At 38.2% G+C, this 17,766-nt stretch carries 16 protein-coding genes and 1 tRNA gene; 1 reads left to right on the forward strand and 16 read right to left on the reverse strand.

The window, feature by feature from the left end; genetic code table 11:
• Positions 1-362: 362 nt before the first annotated feature.
• From E7276_RS10725 to E7276_RS10755, 7 genes are all read right to left on the reverse strand, one after another.
• Complete coding sequence (locus E7276_RS10725) at positions 363-1,574, reverse strand: C40 family peptidase (protein ID WP_294217356.1); 1,212 nt, start codon at positions 1,572-1,574, stop codon at positions 363-365.
• A gap of 143 nt (positions 1,575-1,717) precedes the next feature.
• On the reverse strand, positions 1,718-2,632 hold the full coding sequence (trxB, locus tag E7276_RS10730; protein WP_294217358.1) for a thioredoxin-disulfide reductase: 915 nt from the start codon (positions 2,630-2,632) through the stop codon (positions 1,718-1,720).
• 18 nt (positions 2,633-2,650) lie between these two features.
• Positions 2,651-3,025: a RidA family protein gene (locus tag E7276_RS10735; protein WP_294217361.1), complete on the reverse strand. Its 375-nt coding sequence runs from the start codon at positions 3,023-3,025 to the stop codon at positions 2,651-2,653.
• Between the two features lie 37 nt (positions 3,026-3,062).
• A complete protein-coding gene (locus E7276_RS10740) occupies positions 3,063-3,893 on the reverse strand; it encodes a CvfB family protein (RefSeq protein ID WP_294217364.1) in 831 nt (276 codons plus the stop codon).
• Positions 3,893-4,591 carry an acyl-[acyl-carrier-protein] thioesterase gene (locus E7276_RS10745; protein ID WP_294217365.1) on the reverse strand — a complete coding sequence of 233 codons (699 nt, stop codon included), beginning with the start codon at positions 4,589-4,591 and terminating at the stop codon, positions 3,893-3,895. The genes E7276_RS10740 and E7276_RS10745 overlap by 1 nt, the downstream gene beginning before the upstream one ends.
• A gap of 67 nt (positions 4,592-4,658) precedes the next feature.
• A tRNA-Gln gene (locus tag E7276_RS10750) sits at positions 4,659-4,730 on the reverse strand.
• Between the two features lie 95 nt (positions 4,731-4,825).
• Positions 4,826-5,479 carry a YigZ family protein gene (locus E7276_RS10755; RefSeq protein ID WP_294217367.1) on the reverse strand — a complete coding sequence of 218 codons (654 nt, stop codon included), beginning with the start codon at positions 5,477-5,479 and terminating at the stop codon, positions 4,826-4,828.
• A 115-nt stretch (positions 5,480-5,594) separates the two neighbouring features.
• On the opposite strand from E7276_RS10755, the gene E7276_RS10760 reads away from it, so the two are divergent.
• Complete coding sequence (locus E7276_RS10760) at positions 5,595-8,183, forward strand: transglycosylase domain-containing protein (RefSeq protein ID WP_294217371.1); 2,589 nt, start codon at positions 5,595-5,597, stop codon at positions 8,181-8,183.
• Between the two features lie 156 nt (positions 8,184-8,339).
• Here the strand turns inward: E7276_RS10760 and E7276_RS10765 are convergent, their stop codons facing one another.
• From E7276_RS10765 to hprK, 9 genes are all read right to left on the reverse strand, one after another.
• Positions 8,340-10,460 carry a glutamine synthetase III family protein gene (locus E7276_RS10765; RefSeq protein ID WP_294217372.1) on the reverse strand — a complete coding sequence of 707 codons (2,121 nt, stop codon included), beginning with the start codon at positions 10,458-10,460 and terminating at the stop codon, positions 8,340-8,342.
• A 98-nt stretch (positions 10,461-10,558) separates the two neighbouring features.
• Positions 10,559-11,425, reverse strand: a complete 867-nt coding sequence (gene fba, locus E7276_RS10770; RefSeq protein WP_294217375.1) for a class II fructose-1,6-bisphosphate aldolase — start codon at positions 11,423-11,425, stop codon at positions 10,559-10,561.
• Positions 11,426-11,500: 75 nt separating this feature from the next.
• Positions 11,501-12,394 carry a diacylglycerol/lipid kinase family protein gene (locus E7276_RS10775; protein ID WP_294217377.1) on the reverse strand — a complete coding sequence of 298 codons (894 nt, stop codon included), beginning with the start codon at positions 12,392-12,394 and terminating at the stop codon, positions 11,501-11,503.
• 15 nt (positions 12,395-12,409) lie between these two features.
• A complete protein-coding gene (locus E7276_RS10780) occupies positions 12,410-12,658 on the reverse strand; it encodes an HPr family phosphocarrier protein (RefSeq protein WP_294217380.1) in 249 nt (82 codons plus the stop codon).
• A gap of 39 nt (positions 12,659-12,697) precedes the next feature.
• Positions 12,698-13,543 (reverse strand): DNA-binding protein WhiA, encoded by an 846-nt coding sequence (gene whiA / locus E7276_RS10785; protein WP_294217383.1) that lies wholly within the window; start codon positions 13,541-13,543, stop codon positions 12,698-12,700.
• Positions 13,544-14,416 (reverse strand): RNase adapter RapZ, encoded by an 873-nt coding sequence (rapZ, locus tag E7276_RS10790; protein WP_294217387.1) that lies wholly within the window; start codon positions 14,414-14,416, stop codon positions 13,544-13,546.
• Positions 14,416-15,339 carry a UDP-N-acetylmuramate dehydrogenase gene (gene murB, locus E7276_RS10795; RefSeq protein ID WP_294217390.1) on the reverse strand — a complete coding sequence of 308 codons (924 nt, stop codon included), beginning with the start codon at positions 15,337-15,339 and terminating at the stop codon, positions 14,416-14,418. The genes rapZ and murB overlap by 1 nt, the downstream gene beginning before the upstream one ends.
• Complete coding sequence (locus tag E7276_RS10800) at positions 15,332-16,729, reverse strand: aminopeptidase (protein WP_294217391.1); 1,398 nt, start codon at positions 16,727-16,729, stop codon at positions 15,332-15,334. The genes murB and E7276_RS10800 overlap by 8 nt, the downstream gene beginning before the upstream one ends.
• Positions 16,730-16,769: 40 nt before the next feature.
• Positions 16,770-17,705 carry an HPr(Ser) kinase/phosphatase gene (gene hprK, locus E7276_RS10805; RefSeq protein ID WP_294217394.1) on the reverse strand — a complete coding sequence of 312 codons (936 nt, stop codon included), beginning with the start codon at positions 17,703-17,705 and terminating at the stop codon, positions 16,770-16,772.
• Positions 17,706-17,766 lie beyond the last annotated feature (61 nt).

A 17,766-nucleotide genomic window follows, 5' to 3' on the forward strand; every position in this document is an offset into this window, starting at 1 on the left:
AACTCCATTTCCTTTTTCACAATTATGGTGGATAAAGTGGATAACACGTTTACAAGTTCATTTTTACGTGAAGAAAGTGTGAACATCTGTTGATAAAATTTTGTATATACACATTAATCTATATTATATGTATTTTTAACTTTTTATTTTTTTGTGCACTTTTTAAGATTAAAGTAAAAGAATTTAAATTCTATTATCTGACAATTGAAGATAAAATACATTCAATATTATATAAATCACACGTGTATCCAGATGTGGCTTTTCTATAATTCAATAAAACTTCTACTACATCCTTTAATAATAAGAATTCTATAAATCAAAAATAGGGCATCTGAAGATGCCCTATTAATTATTAATTTGAATTAGAATATTCTTCTGATTGCTAAGATATTCTTGTAGTTTACATTTGAGTATGTAATACCTGTTCTGTATGTAGATGCATGAAGGAGCTGTCCATTACCAGCATAAATACCAACATGACCTGAATAACATACGATATCACCTGGCTGCATCTCATCATATGATACACCATAACCAACGCTACGAAGTGCTGATGATGAATGTGGAAGGCTTACACCAAATGCTGAGTAAACACTCATAACAAAACCTGAACAGTCAGTACCATTTGTAAGTGATGTACCACCATATACATATGGATTACCAACGAACTGTGAACCATAGGCTACTACTGAACTTCCTGATGATCCAGATGGTGCTGCATAGGTTGTTCCAGAAGAAGAAGATGATGATGAGTTAGAAACTGCTGCTGCAGCCTGAGTAGCTCTCTGAGCTGCTGCCTGTGCTTCTTCTTTCTCTCTTTCTTCTTTTGCTAAACGAGCAATTTCTGCATTCTTAGATTCAGCAACTGTAAAGTCTGTTGAAAGCTCTATATAATCTGTTGAGATATAACCTTCACCAGCATTACATGTAACCTTTACCCAGCCTGTATCTACCATTGATTCATCGATAACTGTTAAATCGTCTCCTTCTGGAAGAAGATCAATTACGTCTGAATCTGTAGTAGCTTCCTCTCTAACGTAAAGAGTAGTAGTTTTAACAATAGCAAGTCGTCTAGATACTGACTTTGCAAGTTCTTCATCATTCTGAACTACATACTCACTTTTAACATATCCTGTAACATCTCCAGATGTTATTTTGAGCCACTGTCCATCGTCTGTATCTACAGTCTCAGAAACTGTTGCAGCTGAATTGTTATATAATTTACCAACATATTCGCTATCTGCTGAAGCTGACTCTCTAATATAAACGTAATTATCTACCTGAGCGATAGCAATATCAGCATATGGATTGTCTGAAGAAGATACTGTACTAGCATCATTATCAGCTAACTGTGTCTCTGCTGAAATAGCAGTAGCATTAGCAAGCATATCGTTAACTGAAAGCTGTGCTCCCGCATATGCGGAATACTCTGTCTCCTCTAAAACTCCAGTCGTACTAGAGATAGAGCTGACACCAGAAGTAGTACTAGCAGCATCTGAGCAAAGTGAAACGCTCGATAATAAAACACATGCTGCAAGGGAGTAGCTAACAGTCTTTGTCAATTTATAATTCATTTTGTAAAAAAACCTCCGAATTTGTTACAAACTTATTACAACTGTTGACATTATATAATCTAATGCTAATGATGTCAACCCCTTGACTTTACATTGTATTTATGGGCTAATCCTCATGTGGAAATTTGTAATAATTTAGTAAACTATTTTTGCTGCAAATACCTCTCGATTGATGTAATTGCATTTGCGCCATCTGCAGTAGCAGTAATGACCTGTTTTAACTGTTTGGCTCTAACATCTCCTGCGGCATAGATTCCAGGTTTTGACGTAACACATGTTTCATCTGCAACTAAATATCCTCTCTCGTCAGTTTCTGGCAATCCCTGTATAGAAGAAGTATTTGGTGTTGAACCAACTGCAATAAACACGCCTTGAACCTTTAGTTCAGTTTGTTCATTTGTATTCTTATTTTTTATAAGAAGATATTCAACTGCATCAGAACCATTAATAGAGTCCACAGTTGTATCATAGATTATTTCAATTTTGTCAGAGGCTTTGACTTGTTCCTGTAGAAGCGCTGCACCCCTAAATTCATCTCTTCTATGAATAAGATAGACTTTCTTGCAAAATCTAGCCAAATAAATAGCATCCTCTAGTGCTACGTCTCCGCCACCTACAACTGCAACTTCTTTATCTTTAAAGAAAGCGCCATCACATGTAGCACAATATGAAACGCCAACACCTGAAAATTCTTCTTCACCAGGGCAACCAAGCTTTGTATTTGATGCTCCTGTTGCTATGATGACAGTTTTGCTGTAGAAATTACCTTTTTTAGTGACAAGCTCTTTATTCCCATCAACCTCATTGATTGAAGTAACTCGTCCTCTAGCAAATTCAACTCCAAGCTTTTCACAATGGTCACGCATTGCCTGGGCTAGCTCTGTTCCAGAAATGCCAGGCATTCCAGGATAGTTGTCTATTTCATATGTATTAAGAATTTGTCCGCCGCTGATTGAACTAGTATCTAAAATCAGAATATCAAGTCCTGCTCTCTTGCCATATATTCCGGCTGCTAAACCTGCTGGACCTGCGCCAATTACGATTACATCATAAATCATAACAAATCTCCGCTGTAATTATTTTGTAGCAATAGCTTCTGCTTCTAATAATACATCCTTTGGGATTCTAGCCACTTCTATACATGAACGAGCAGGAAATGGCTCAGGAAAATATTTTGCATACACTTCATTAATCGCTGCAAAATCATCCATATTTTTGATGAATACTGTTGTCTTAACAACATTCTTCATAGATGTGCCTGCTGCATCCAAAAGTGCAGACATGCTCTTGAATACTCTGTCAGCCTGAGCTGCTGCTCCTTGAGGAATCTCACCAGTAGCAGGATCAACAGGAATAATACCTGATGTATATACCATACCATTAACTTCGATAGCCTGTGAGTAAGGTCCAATAGCTGCTGGTGCCTTGTCTGTTGCAATTACATTTTTCATTACATTGTCCTCCTTGTTAAATCCCTAATATTGTGAACTACAAATCAATTCTTCGAATTTTACCATTCTCTAAAGAGATTTTACGTTCTTTATAAAGACGTCCAACTGCACGCTTGAAAGCGGCCTTTGAAAGTCCTGTCTCCCTTTTAATAACCTCAGGTGAAGCCTTCTCTGTGAATGGTAGAACTCCCGCATAACTATCTATCAATTCAAGAAGTGCCTGAGCATCCTCGTCCATTTGGACGTAAGCTTTGTCACGAATTGTAACGTCACATTTTCCATCTTCTTTTATACCTGTGACACGAACCATTAGGATATCACCTATTCTAAACTTCGAAACATCCTCGTGTCTAGGAATCATAGCAGAATATTTATCTTCTAATGCAACAAATGTGCCAAAGTCATGTCCGAATTCATATATTCTCGCTTCAACTTCATCTCCAACCTGATATGGCGGCTTCTTTGAAAGCAAATCATATATGCCCTTCATACTAGCACAAAGACGCTGACTTTTATCAATATATACTCTAACAATAATCTCATCACCCTCTGATGGCTGACGAGTCATTTCCTTAAATGGTAAGAATAAATCCTTTTCAAGTCCCCAATCAAGGAATGCTCCAACTTTGTTAACCTGGCTTACAGTCAGCACGCCAAACTGTCCCAATGTAAGCTTTGGTGTATTGGTAGTGGCAATCATTCTGTCCTTTGAGTCCTTATATAAAAAGACTGATATCTCATCACCAATATGATATTCTTCTGGTACCTGTTTCTTAGGAAGTAATACTCTCTCATTTCCATCTGAAAGATATACTCCGAACTCTACCTTCTTTTCTATTTTAAGCTTTTGAATCTCGCCTAATTTCATTATTTGTACTCCACAATCGTATAAACTTCGTCGTCCTTTTTAAGAACAACTTGATAACCTGTTTCTAATTCTACCAAATATACATCTAATTCATCAAATAGCAATGCTGCCTTTTTATAATTAACCGTAATTTGAAAAAAATTTTCTTTTGGTAAATACCTTCTAGTCACATCTATATAGAATGAATTATTCATGTGCCCATTAGTATCTATGTGATTTTCATTAACAACAAATCTGCCTACTTTTTCACCTTCTGCTTTATATTGAAGCTTGCTTCTCTCAAAATCAAACTTTGGCATATCAGGATCCAAAGGATAGGCCGCTATCATTTTGTCATCAATTCTAGCTGGTCTAAGATGTTCTAAATCCATCAATACCCAAAGAGAATCTGCATATACAAGTACCTCATCTTCTTCGGAACAAATGGTGTACACACGTCTTGCCATCATCCCTCTCACCTGATAAGGGTATGTTGTTATTTTGATACGCTCCATGTATTTAGGAAGTCTGTTAATGTGAATTTCGTAAGTAGTAACAAACCATCCTCTACTACGTGGTGCTAAATAATGAACACCAACTCCTACATCATCAGAATGGAAACAGCTACAATCCTGCATATAATTTACAAGTGCATAGTATGTAAGATTAAGATTTGAATCCACCTCACTATAACTAACTCGATCACTATACTGATACATGACTTCTCCTTAAAGCAAATCTGTTTTTGTAAAAAAAAAGACCTAAGCGCTATGCTTAGGTCCTTAGCTGGCCCACAAGGATTCGAACCTTGAAATGACGGAGTCAGAGTCCGTTGCCTTACCATTTGGCGATGGGCCAATACGTTGAGCTCTTTGCTTTGTTGCTTTCCCGCGTCAACGAATGCTATTATAAAGCATAGATTTTAGAATAGCAAGTACTTTTTTCAACTTTTTTTAAAATTTTAAAAGTTGGCCTTCTAAAATGTCGTATTTAATCTCGTCATCCCACGTAATTACGGCATTTCCGGCAGTTTTGTCTGCGATATTTTTTTCAAAAATTTCTATACTTTCTGATGGAATAACCGATGAAATAATGACATTTACCCCAAAATCTGTATTCAAAATTGGAAAATTATTTTCTCTGAGAACATATTCTATTTTTCCATAGCCATTATAATCTGTGGATACAGTACAACACCTTCCTGTTTTAGGAGCAAGTATTTTTGATTCCTTTAATCCTTCTTGTACTGCTTTTTGATAAGCACGTACTAATCCACCTGTCCCCAATAGTACTCCGCCAAAATATCTTGTTACCACCACGACACAATTATGGATATTTTCTTTTAATAAAACATCCAGCATAGGTCTACCAGCAGTTTGAGCTGGCTCCCCATCATCATTGCAGCGGGTAATCTCATTATTTTCACCTATAACAAATGCAGAGCAATTATGTCTAGCATCCCAAAACTCTTTTTTCTTTCCATTAATAAACGCTACTGCTTCTTCTTCAGTTGTCACTGGTGCAACATGAGCAATAAATCTAGACTTCTTCTCTTCGATTTCTCCCGTTCCACCCTGATAGACAATTTTATATTCTTTTATATCCATACTTTTTCCTTAATTTCAATTATTAATTGTCACTAATTACAATTGTGTTTTTCACAGTGAATAGTAACATTTTTACTCTGTTTTTGCTATAATGAAGTCTAAATTGGAGGTTATTATGAATTACGGAAAAGAAAATGCAGCTAAGCAATCCGCTAGGCTTGCAGGACGAGGCAAGAAGAGGCGTAGAAGTGCCGGCCTTGCGATTATCCGAATGTCGCTAATTTGTATCGTCTCTGTTATTGTAGCCACTGGTATATTTGCTTACCTCTATGCTAAAAATCTTATCGACCAACTTCCCGATGTATCTACTATAGATATTTCCCCTACAGGATATCTGAGCACTGTATATGATTCAGACGGGAATGAAATTGAAACACTTGCTTCTACAGGCTCAAATAGAACTTACGTTACATTAGAAGATATTCCTTTAGATTTACAGCATGCTTTTGTTGCAATTGAGGATGCCCGTTTTTACGAGCACAACGGTATCGATCCACAGGGTATAGTTAGAGCAGCTGTTGATGGTGTCCTAAATGGTTTTCACTTTTCACAAGGTGCTAGTACACTGACACAGCAGCTATTAAAAAACAACTATTTCACCACATGGACATCTGAGCGTACAAAGCTCGATAGTATCAACCGAAAAATTCAAGAACAGTACCTTGCAGTTCAACTTGAAAAAATAGTTAGCAAAGATACAATACTTGAGAATTATTTAAATAGTATTAACTTAGGCCAGAACACACTTGGTGTAGAGGCTGCAGCCGAAAGATATTTTAATAAATCAGTCGGTGACCTAACGCTTTCTGAATGTGCAGTTATTGCAGGTATCACTCAGAACCCAACTAAATACAATCCTATTACTCACCCAGACGAAAACGCAAAGCGTAGGAAAAAGGTCCTTGGCAATATGCTTGATCAAGGTTATATCAATCAAAGTGAGTATGAGGAAGCACTTGCCGATGATGTTTATGACAGAATCCAAGTATTAAATACAGAAATCGCCAACTCATCAACCTCTTATTTTGTTGATGCACTTACAGATGAAGTCGTTGCCGATTTACAGTCAAAGCTTGGTTACTCTGAGACAGAAGCCTATACATTGCTTTACTCAGGTGGTTTGTCAATTTATTCAACACAGGATACATCAATTCAGCAAATCGTCGAGGAAGAAATTAACAACACTGACAATTACAATGGCTTAGAAAAGGTTTCCTTCTCTTATCGACTTACCATAACAAAAGCAGATGGTTCAACGGCTAACTATTCTGACATTACAATGCTTTCTTATTACCAAGCTAGCAACAAAGACTACAATCTTGAATTTGATTCGGAAGAAGATGCCGCTGCTGCAATTGAAGCTTATAAGGAAATCGTATTAGAAGACGGCGACAAGGTTGAAGGTGAAAGTGTTACATATACATTACAGCCTCAGGCCGCAATGACCGTTATTGATCAATCAACTGGACAGGTAGTTGCTATGGTAGGTGGTCGCGGTGATAAAACAGCCGCAAAAACACTTAATCGTGCAACAGGCATTACTCGTCAGCCTGGCTCTACATTCAAGGTTATCGCTTGTTATGCCGCAGCTCTTGATGCTGGTGGAATGACATTAGCATCTGTAGAAAACGATATGCCTACCACATACGCAGATGGAACAAAGCTTTCAAACTATAATAAAGCGTATTTAGGCTGGACAAACATTCGTACAGCTATCACCAATTCCATTAACGTCGTAACTGTTGAAGTTATGCAGGATATTGGAACAAGCCTTGGTTATCAATACGCTCAGGACCTTGGAATTACTACCTTAACTGATACTGATAACAACGCAGCATTAGCCCTTGGTGGTATTACAGACGGTGTAACAAACCTTGATCTTACAACCGCATATGCAACAATTGCCAATGGCGGTGAATATAATGAACCAGTTTTCTACACAACAGTTGTAGATCATCAGGGTAATATAATTCTTGATAATAGAGAAAATAGTCCAAAAAGAGTTTTAAAAGAAACAACTGCTTGGCTTTTAACAAGCGCTATGCAGGATGTTATGACTGCTGGTACAGGTAAGGTTGCCAACTTTGAGGGAATGGCAGTTGCTGGTAAATCAGGAACAACAACCAAAAATAAGGATACTGTATTTGCAGGATTTACACCTTACTACACAGCCGTTATTTGGGGTGGATTTGACGACAATACACCTCAAAGCTATACAACTTACTCTAAAGTTATTTGGAAGGCCGTAATGAGCCGAATTCACGAGAATTTGGCCTATAAAGACTTTACCAAGCCGAGTGGAATTGTTACTGCTCAAGTTTGTAAGAAATCTGGAAAGCTTGCCATTGCAGGCGTTTGTGATTGCGACCCTCGTGGTTCAATGGTTTATACAGAATACTTTGAGGAAGGTACAGAGCCAACAGAATATTGTGATCACCACTATTTAGGTAGTGTTTGTACCGCCACTCACATGTTTGCAAATTCTGAATGTCCTTATTACACAGGAGTATTTATAATAGGTGCTGCTGCAGGCTCAGATGATGAAGCTTATGGTGTCGATGCAGCCACATTCGGACAATATTGTCCTATCCACGGTGGTTACCAGCTACCTAACTCTGGCTCTGTTGGTGGTGGCACTAGCACTGTTACCGACAGCGGAGGCAGCGAGGGAACAATCGAGGTAGTTCCTGGTAATAGCGAATAAATTATATATTTACAAAAAAGAACCAATTTGTTACGGCTACAAGCCTTAGTGTTACTCCACTCGACTAACATGTCTCGTGGAAGTAACCTAAGAGCTTGATGCCTACAAATTGGTTCTTTTTATTTTATACTATTATATTATTCGCTATATCAGGAACTACACTTCGAAAATCATGTCTCCATAGCTTGGCATTGGCCAAGATTCCTTGTCTACAATCATTTCTAGGGCATCAACTGGACGACGAAGATTTTCCATTGCCTTTACTACCTCATCATGATAGTAGTTTGCCTTCTTGCAGCTTGTTGCCTTCATTGTGTATGCCTTCTCGTTTGTCTCTCTAAGAGTAACAAGAGCATCTTTTGATTCACGAAGAAGATTTGAAAGCTTGATTAAAAGCTCCTTCTGTGTGCTTACATCTGCTTCAGGACAAGCATCAGCGATTGTGCCAATTGATAATCCTAATTCTGTCGCATAGCTAATTACAGCTGGAATAATCTGTTTAGAAGCCATATCAATCATAGTACGAGCTTCGATATTAATTGATTTAATGTACTGTTCATACTCAATTTCTGCACGTGACTCAAGCTCTACCTTTGAGAATACACCAAACTTTTCAAACATGGAAACAGTTGCATCTGTAGTAAGTGCAGGAATTGCTTCAACAAGAGAATTAATGCTTGGAAGTCCTCTCTTTTTAGCTTCCTTTACCCACTCTTCGCCATAGCCGTTACCACTGAAAACAATACGCTGGTGTTCAGTAGCGAGCTTCTTAATCATATCGTGAACTGCACTATCAAAGTCCTTTGCTTTTTCAAGCTCATCACAAGCCTCGCAAAGCGCTTCTGCCATAATTGTATTAAGAACTACATTTGGTTCACCAACTGAGTCCTGAGAGCCAGGCATTCTGAACTCAAATTTATTTCCTGTAAATGCGAATGGTGATGTACGGTTTCTATCAGTAGCATCTTTTCTGAAATCTGGAAGAGTTTTTACACCTGTAGCAAGCTTTTCACCCTTCTTAGATTTTGTAGCTGTACCTGTAGAAATCAACTGAGTCAAAACATCTTCAAGCTGCTCTCCTAAGTAAACAGAAATAATAGCTGGAGGTGCTTCATTTCCGCCTAATCTGTGATCATTTCCAACATCTGATGCAGATTCACGTAAAAGATCTGCATGAGTATCTACAGCTTTGAGAACAAGGCAAAGAATCAATAAGAATTGAATATTCTCATGTGGAGATTTACCTGGTTCAAAAAGATTAATTCCATCATCAGTAACAAGGGACCAATTGTCATGCTTTCCAGAACCATTTACACCCTCAAAAGGCTTTTCATGTAATAAGCATTGAAGTCCATGACGATTAGCTACTTTACGTAATGTCTCCATAATAATTTGATTATGATCCACAGCCACATTGCACTGTGCGTAAATAGGAGCAAGCTCATGCTGGGCAGGAGCTACCTCGTTATGCTGTGTTTTTGATGACACTCCTAGTTTCCAAAGCTCAATATTTACATCGCGCATATATGCCTCTATACGCTCTGGAATCGTTCCAAAGTAATGGTCATCCATCTCTTGACCCTTTGGTGGCATAGCGCCAAATAAAGTACGTCCAGTGTACATCAAATCCTTTCTGGCAAGATACATTTCACGATCAATCAAAAAGTATTCTTGCTCAGCTCCTACAGAAGGGATAACACGTTTTGAAGTTGTATTACCAAATAATCTAAGTAATCTAATTGCCTGTTCTGAAACAACCTCCATTGAACGAAGAAGAGGTGTCTTTTGGTCTAATGCTTCGCCTGTATAAGAACAAAATGCTGTTGGAATGCAAAGCGTAGCGCCTGCAGCATCCTGTCTAACAAAAGCAGGTGATGTTGGATCCCAAGCAGTATATCCTCTAGCCTCAAATGTGGCACGGAGTCCACCCGAAGGAAATGAAGATGCATCAGGCTCACCCTTTATTAATTCCTTTCCAGAAAAACTCATTAATACTTTTCCGCTTGGAAGTGGAGCAGAAATAAATGAATCATGCTTTTCTGCTGTGATACCAGTTAGAGGTTGGAACCAATGTGTATAGTGAGTTGCGCCCTTTTCGATAGCCCATTCCTTCATCTCGTGGGCAATAACATCTGCGGTCTCTAAATCTAGCTCTTTACCCTCAGAAATAGTCTGCTTAAGCTTCTGATAGGTCTTCTTTGGGAGTCGTTCTTGCATAACAGAATCATTGAATACATTCTCACCAAAGATATCTGCCACATTAAAATATTCTTCCATTATTTGTTATCCTTTCAAACATTATATAGAAATAGACAATCAGCATAATTCACCGATTGTCTATTCTAAAAGCTCATGTATGAGCTATTTCATCATTATTAATTAGCCTTGCCTACAGATCCGAAGAGTTCCATCTTCTCTTTAACTGTAGCCTTGATAGCCTCTGTACCAGGAGCTAAGAGCTTACGTGGGTCAAATCCCTTGCCCTCAAGATCCTTACCAGCCTCGATGTACTTACGTGTAGCATCAGCAAATGAAAGCTGGCACTCTGTATTAACGTTAATCTTTGAAACGCCAAGCTCGATAGCCTTCTTGATCATATCTGAAGGGATTCCTGTACCACCGTGAAGAACGAGTGGCATAGAACCTGTCTTCTGCTGAATAGCATCAAGAGTCTCAAATGAAAGTCCCTGCCAGTTCTCTGGGTACTTACCGTGGATATTACCAATACCAGCTGCAAGCATATCAACGCCAAGATCAGCGATTGTCTTGCACTCGTTAGGATCAGCGCATTCGCCCATACCTACAACGCCGTCTTCCTCACCACCGATAGAACCAACTTCGCACTCGATAGAAAGGCCAAGTCCGTGAGCAACGTTAACAAGCTCTGTAGACTTTGCAAGATTCTCCTCGAATGGATAGTGAGAACCATCAAACATGATTGATGTGAAACCAGCCTTGATGCACTTGTAGCATCCTTCGTATGAGCCGTGATCAAGGTGAAGTGCTACAGGAACTGTAATTCCGAGCTCCTCATCCATTGCTCTAACCATAGCAGCTACTGTCTTGAAGCCTGTCATGTACTTACCAGCACCCTCAGAAACACCAAGGATTACAGGAGAGTTAAGCTCCTGAGCTGTAAGAAGAATGGCCTTTGTCCACTCAAGGTTGTTGATGTTAAACTGACCAACTGCATAGTGGCCTGCTTTTGCTTTATCAAGCATTTCTTTTGCAGAAACTAACATAATTATTCCTCCATAAAAACGTTATTTGGGTCTTTATGACCCTACCTAACGCAAATTTTAACATAACGCAATTTGCTATTCAATAGCTATTTCCAGCGCACTCTGCTCATCCAAAATCTGAACAAGCTTGTGACTGCCGCCGTATTCTCCATCTAATGTCCATGGCACTTCCTCAGCGCTTGTGAATTTTATATCACTTGTTTGAAAAGAATATACCATATCTGAATCAGGGATAATTCCTGTCATATATCCGATAATCTCGTTTAATTCTAAAGGATTCTTTGGTCTGCGAATGAGTGTAACCTCAAGTACGCCATCATTTAATCCTATATCACCACGAATTATTCCTTGGAAGCCTCCAACAGACTTTGAATTTGTAATCATACCATATATGAATTCGTCATATACAACATTGCCATCATACTCTACCTGCATTCTAAATGTAGGTATATCCCTAAGCTGTTTTGCTCCCTCTATTATATAAGCTGCATGTCCTAGAATATTTTTTAAGTCCTGTGATGTTGCATAAGAAACCTCTGTAAAAATACCAAATGCAGCCACATATACAAATGAGTCCGAATTAAATCTACCTATATCACAAGGGAATAGGTGTTCAGACACACTCAACTGGGCCGCATTTATCATATTTTTATCTATGCCCAGAGAATTACCAAAATCATTTGTGGAGCCAGCTGGAATATAACCAATTGGCTTTCTAGCCTCTGGTGACAAACTCATCATACCTGTGACTACTTCGTCCAAGGTACCATCTCCACCAGAGCAAACAATTCTATCGAAATTCTCTGCTTGTTCTATTGTTTGTTTTGTTGCATCGCCACCAGCCTGTGTAATATGCACCGATACCTGATAGCCTGCCTTTATCATAATATCTAGGATGTCAGCAAGATGTGCTTTTATTTGCCCCTTTCCTGAGCGAGGATTTATTATAAATAGTAATCTCTTTGACATAATTCCCTCTATTAATTATTTTGTAAGAAAATCAGAAAGCTCAGCTACTGCTTTTTCTTCATCATCACCAGCTGCATCAATAACTACTGTTGAACCTGAAGCTAATACCAAACTCATCATTCCCATAATGCTCTTTGCGTTAACCTTTTTCTCGTCCATCTCAAAATAAATTGAGCTTGTGAACTGGTTTGCAAGCTGCACTAAATGTGCTATAGGTGTTGCTTCCATTGAATTTGACATCTGAATAGTAACTTCTTTTTGCATGACGTCCTCCTGACTAACTAAATAAAACCTATATCTGACTTATCGCAACCCATTCGCGATAGAAGCCAGTTTTTTAAACCTATGATTAACTCCAGACTTTCCAATTGGCGGATCTAAAAACTGTCCCAAATCTCCAAGAGATGTATCCGGATTATCCAGACGGATTTGGGCTATTTCTTGAAGCTGAACAGGCAATGTATCTAAACCCATTTTTTCATCAATAAGCTTGATATCCTCAATTTGCCTAACTGCTGCATTTACCGTTTTGCCAATGTTAGCTGTTTCACAGTTAACCTTACGGTTTATTGTGCCACGAACTTCTTTGACCACTCGAATGTTTTCCAGTTCCATGACGGAATGGGCAGCCTCCATAACACGAAGAACCTCAACTATTTGAGCTCCTTCTTTAAGGTATACCACATGTTTTCCATTTCGCTGGACTTGTTTTGCACCAATATCAAAAACATTCATAGCTTTTATCAATTGGTTGGCGTGAGCTATACTCTCACATACTATCTCGAAATGGTACCCTTTATTAGGATCCGAAATGGACCCTGCAGCTATAAATGAGCCTCTAATAAACGCTCTCTTACAGCATGGTTGCTGCAAAATAATATCATCCACAGCCGTCCCGTCCTCAGACAGTTTGACCATTTCACGAGTCTCTAAAAAAACATCCGTAGACAAAGATGTGACATCTTTTCCTATATTAAGTGTTTTATTTAATAAAGTAAAGACTTTTCTATCCAAAGCATCTTCAGAATTAATATTAATATCATTAATGCCTTGGGTTAAGATAATTCCAGCAAGTTCAGCCACCATACAATGTCTGCTTTTAGGAATCACCTTAATAAGTTCTTCTTTAACCTCTTTTGAAAATGACAATTACTTTCCTCTCAACGCATCTTTTCCAATATCACGATGCTCTATTTTTAGTCCATAAGTCTCATCGCCATTAAGCGCTTCAAAAATTTCATCTGCCAGGCAAACAGAACGATGTTTACCGCCAGTGCAGCCTACTGCTATAACCAACTGATTTTTTCCTTCCTTAATATAATTAGGAATCAAAAACTTTATCAAATCTGTGGTTTTAGCTAGAAATGTCTGAGCCTCATCATACTTTAAAACAAAGTCTTTGATTGGCTGATCATTTCCTGTAAAAGGACGCAACTCAGTATCATAATATGGATTTGGTAAAAATCTCACATCAAAAACTAAATCAGCATCCTCTGGAATTCCATATTTAAAGCCGAATGAAATAATGGTAACAAAAAGACTCTTATAGTCCACATCATCTACAAATATCTTTTGTAATTCTTCTTTAAGCTCTCTTGTGAGAAGATGTGTTGTATCGATAACATAATCTGCTTCGTCTCTAAGAAAACCAATAGATTCTCTCTCTTTGACAATACCTGCTGCGATTCTCTCTCTACCTGATAAAGGATGATTTCTTCTAGTTTCCTTGTATCTTTTTATTAGGACATCATCCTCAGCATCTAAAAATAGTATAGAATAATGCCTGTGATCGTTATCAAGTTCCTGCAATATGTCCGGCAAAAGTTTGACTGCATTGCCCCCGCGCACATCAATACCAACTACAATTTTTTTGTCGAAGGCGCCATTTTCTGCCAACTCCACTACTGACTTGAGCAATTGTATAGGCAAATTGTCCACGCAATAGTAGCCCATATCTTCAAGAATCTTAAAGGCTGTATTTTTACCTGAACCTGACATTCCTGTCAATATAAGTAGATTCACTAGATATTCCTCCCTACTATTCTCACCTCTGGTGTTAAGTGAACGCCAAATGATTCATAAACTTTTGCATCTACATCCTTCATTAGTTGTAAAACTTCCTCTGCTGTTGCATCGCCCTTGTTTACAACAAATCCACAATGCTTCTCGGATACCTGTGCATTTCCTACAGTATATCCTCTAAGTCCTGCATCATCTATAAGTTTGCCAGCAAAATATCCCTCTGGGCGTTTGAAGGTAGAACCCGCACTTGGAAAATTAAGTGGCTGTTTTTCTTGTCTCTGGGCACGAATAGAATTTATTTTTTCTTTAATTTCTTCTGGATTACCCTTGTTTAGTTTAATCTTGGCGCCTAGTACAATACCACCATTTTCCATAAGATTTGAATGTCTGTATGACAAATCCAATTCTTCTGGACTTAATTCTATAAACTTATAATCCGGTGTAAGTATATCAACAGACACCAATACATCCTTGATTTCTCCACCATATGCGCCTGCGTTCATATAAACTGCACCACCTATAGAGCCAGGAATGCCAGATGCGAACTCTAAGCCTGTAAGGCCTGCATTAGCTGCCCTATTGGCAACAGTAGATAAAAGAGCGCCTGCCTCCGCAATAATAGTATCACCTTCAATAGTAATATTACCTGCTTTTTTTCCTAATGAAACAACAACGCCTTCTATTCCTTCGTCAGAAACCAGCAAATTACTACCATTTCCTATTACCATAAAAGGTATTTGTTGGTTGCGAAGTAGATTTATCAAATTAACTGTTTCGGATGTGGTTGGCTCAATATAAACGTCTGCTGGCCCACCAATTTTAAAGGTAGTATGTTTCTTCATTGGCTCATCAACCAAAATGGTCGATTTTGGAAAATGAGCCTGAAGATCATTTACTAATCCGTAATAATTATTGTTATGCATATTTAATAAATGCCTCGTATCCTAATAGTGCTTCATACAAGTCAACCTTTGAAATAATCTCGCAAGGAGCATGCATAGAAAGAACTGCAACACCTGAGTCTATAACCTGCATATTGTAGTTACCCATGATGTAGGCAATTGTGCCGCCGCCACCTTGGTCAACCTTACCAAGTTCTGCTGTCTGCCAAAATACATTGTCCTTGTCCATGATTGCACGAACCTCTCCCACATATTCAGCAGATGCATCGTTAGAACCGCTCTTTCCTCTAGCACCTGTATACTTGTTGAATACAAGTCCGCGTCCTAAATAAGCAGAATTGTTCTTTTCAAAAGCTGATGCATATGTAGGGTCTAATGCTGCAGATACATCAGATGAAAGCACCTTGCAATTTGTAAGTGCACGACGAAGCTTAATCTCTGAATAATCTCCCATGCAATTGTAAAGCTCTGCAACTGTATTCTCAAAGAATCTAGACTGCATTCCTGTAGCACCAACTGAACCAATCTCTTCTTTGTCAACTAAGAGAGCGCATGCTGTCTTTGTAAGTGTCTCCTTGCAATTAAGAAGAGCCATAAATGAAGGGTACGCACATACTCTATCATCATGTCCATATCCCAAAATCATAGAACGGTCAAAACCAAAGTCTCTAGCTGGACCAGCAGGAACGACTTCTATTTCTGCTGAAATAAAGTCTTCCTCTTCAATATCATATTTATCCTTGAGAAGCTTTAATACATTTTTCTTAACAGCTTCTTTTTCTTTTTCGCCCTTTTTGTCAAATGCTGGAATGCTTCCGATGATTACATTTAAGTCTTCACCTTCTACAACTTTAGCACCCTTTTTGTCCATCTGATCAGCAGCCAAATGGATAAGCAAATCAGAAATACCAAAAACTGGATCTGCAGGGTCTTCACCCACATTTACAGTAACTACTTCTCCAGATTTTTTAACTAGTACTCCATGGAGTGCAAGTGGGATAGTTACCCACTGATACTTCTTGATTCCACCATAGTAGTGTGTATCTAATAATGCTAAATCAGTGTCCTCATAAACAGGATTTTGCTTTAAATCCATTCTTGGACTATCAATATGAGCTCCCAAAATGTTTAATCCAGACTCTAATGACTCTGTTCCAATATTGAATACAGCAAGCTCTTTACCCTTATTTGCTGCATATACTTTATCTCCAGCTTTAAGCTTCTTGCCACTCTTGATTACATCCTCAAGGTTTTTATAACCAGCCTTTTCTGCTGCAGCGATAAAGAATTCAACACACTCTCTTTCGGTTTTACACTCAGAGATAAACTGTCTATACTCCTCGCCAAACTTAAATACTTTTTTCTTGTCTTTTTCTGAAGTATATTTACTCCATGCGTTCTTGCGTTCCATTAAAAACTCACTCCTATTTCTTTAAAAGCAAAAATTGCCTTTATTTATTTTCATCTATATTATTTTGAACTCTTCTATAGAGCTCTTCTGCTGCATTGTAGCCCATCTTCTTCTGACGATGGTTAACTGCTGCAGTCTCACAAATAATAGCAAGGTTTCGACCTGGTCTAATTGGAAGTGAATGGCAAGTTACATCAATACCAAGAATATTCATGTATTCATCTGTCATTCCAAGACGGTCGTACTCTTTTTCTTTCGTCCAATCCTCTAATTTAATAACCAAATCAATTCGTTGCTCATCTTTAACAGCCTCAACACCATAAAGAGATTTAACATCAATAATGCCAATACCTCTAAGCTCAATTAAGTACTGTGTGATTGATGGTGCACGACCATATAATCTTTCATTGTTAGGTCTTCTAATTTCTACTACATCATCTGATACTAATCTATGTCCTCTACGGATAAGCTCTAGAGCTGCCTCTGATTTTCCAATACCAGATTCGCCTGTAATAAGAAGTCCCTCGCCATATACATCAACCAAAACGCCGTGAATGGTTGTATATGGAGCAAAATCCTTGTTTAATGAATAAATAAGGGCTGACATAAATTCTGAAGTAGCACGATCTGTGCCAAGCACTGGTACCTTTGCCTTTACAGCCTCATCTAAAAGAGCCTTTACAGGCTTTTCTTCACGGCAAAAGATAACACATGGAATCTGATAAGAGAATAATTTAGAAAAGCTCTCAGCCTGCTCCTCATCTGTCTTTTTTGATAAGTAAGCAGCTTCAACGTTTCCTATTACTTGAATTCTTGTCTGATCAAAATGCTCATAAAATCCGTGAAGTTGTAGACCTGGTCGATTAACATCAGCAACTGTAACATGAGACTCCTCTAAGTTAAGCTCTGGTGTATAGTTTACGAGATTAAATCTCTCCTGAATAGTTGCTACAGTAACGAATTTTGTAGTTGCCATATAAATTCCTCCCACATATTATAATACAAAGTTAACTATAAAAATTGTATATCATTTAACC

Source organism: Pseudobutyrivibrio sp. (genome assembly GCF_015057185.1).
In the GTDB taxonomy this organism is placed as follows: Bacteria; Bacillota; Clostridia; order Lachnospirales; family Lachnospiraceae; genus Pseudobutyrivibrio.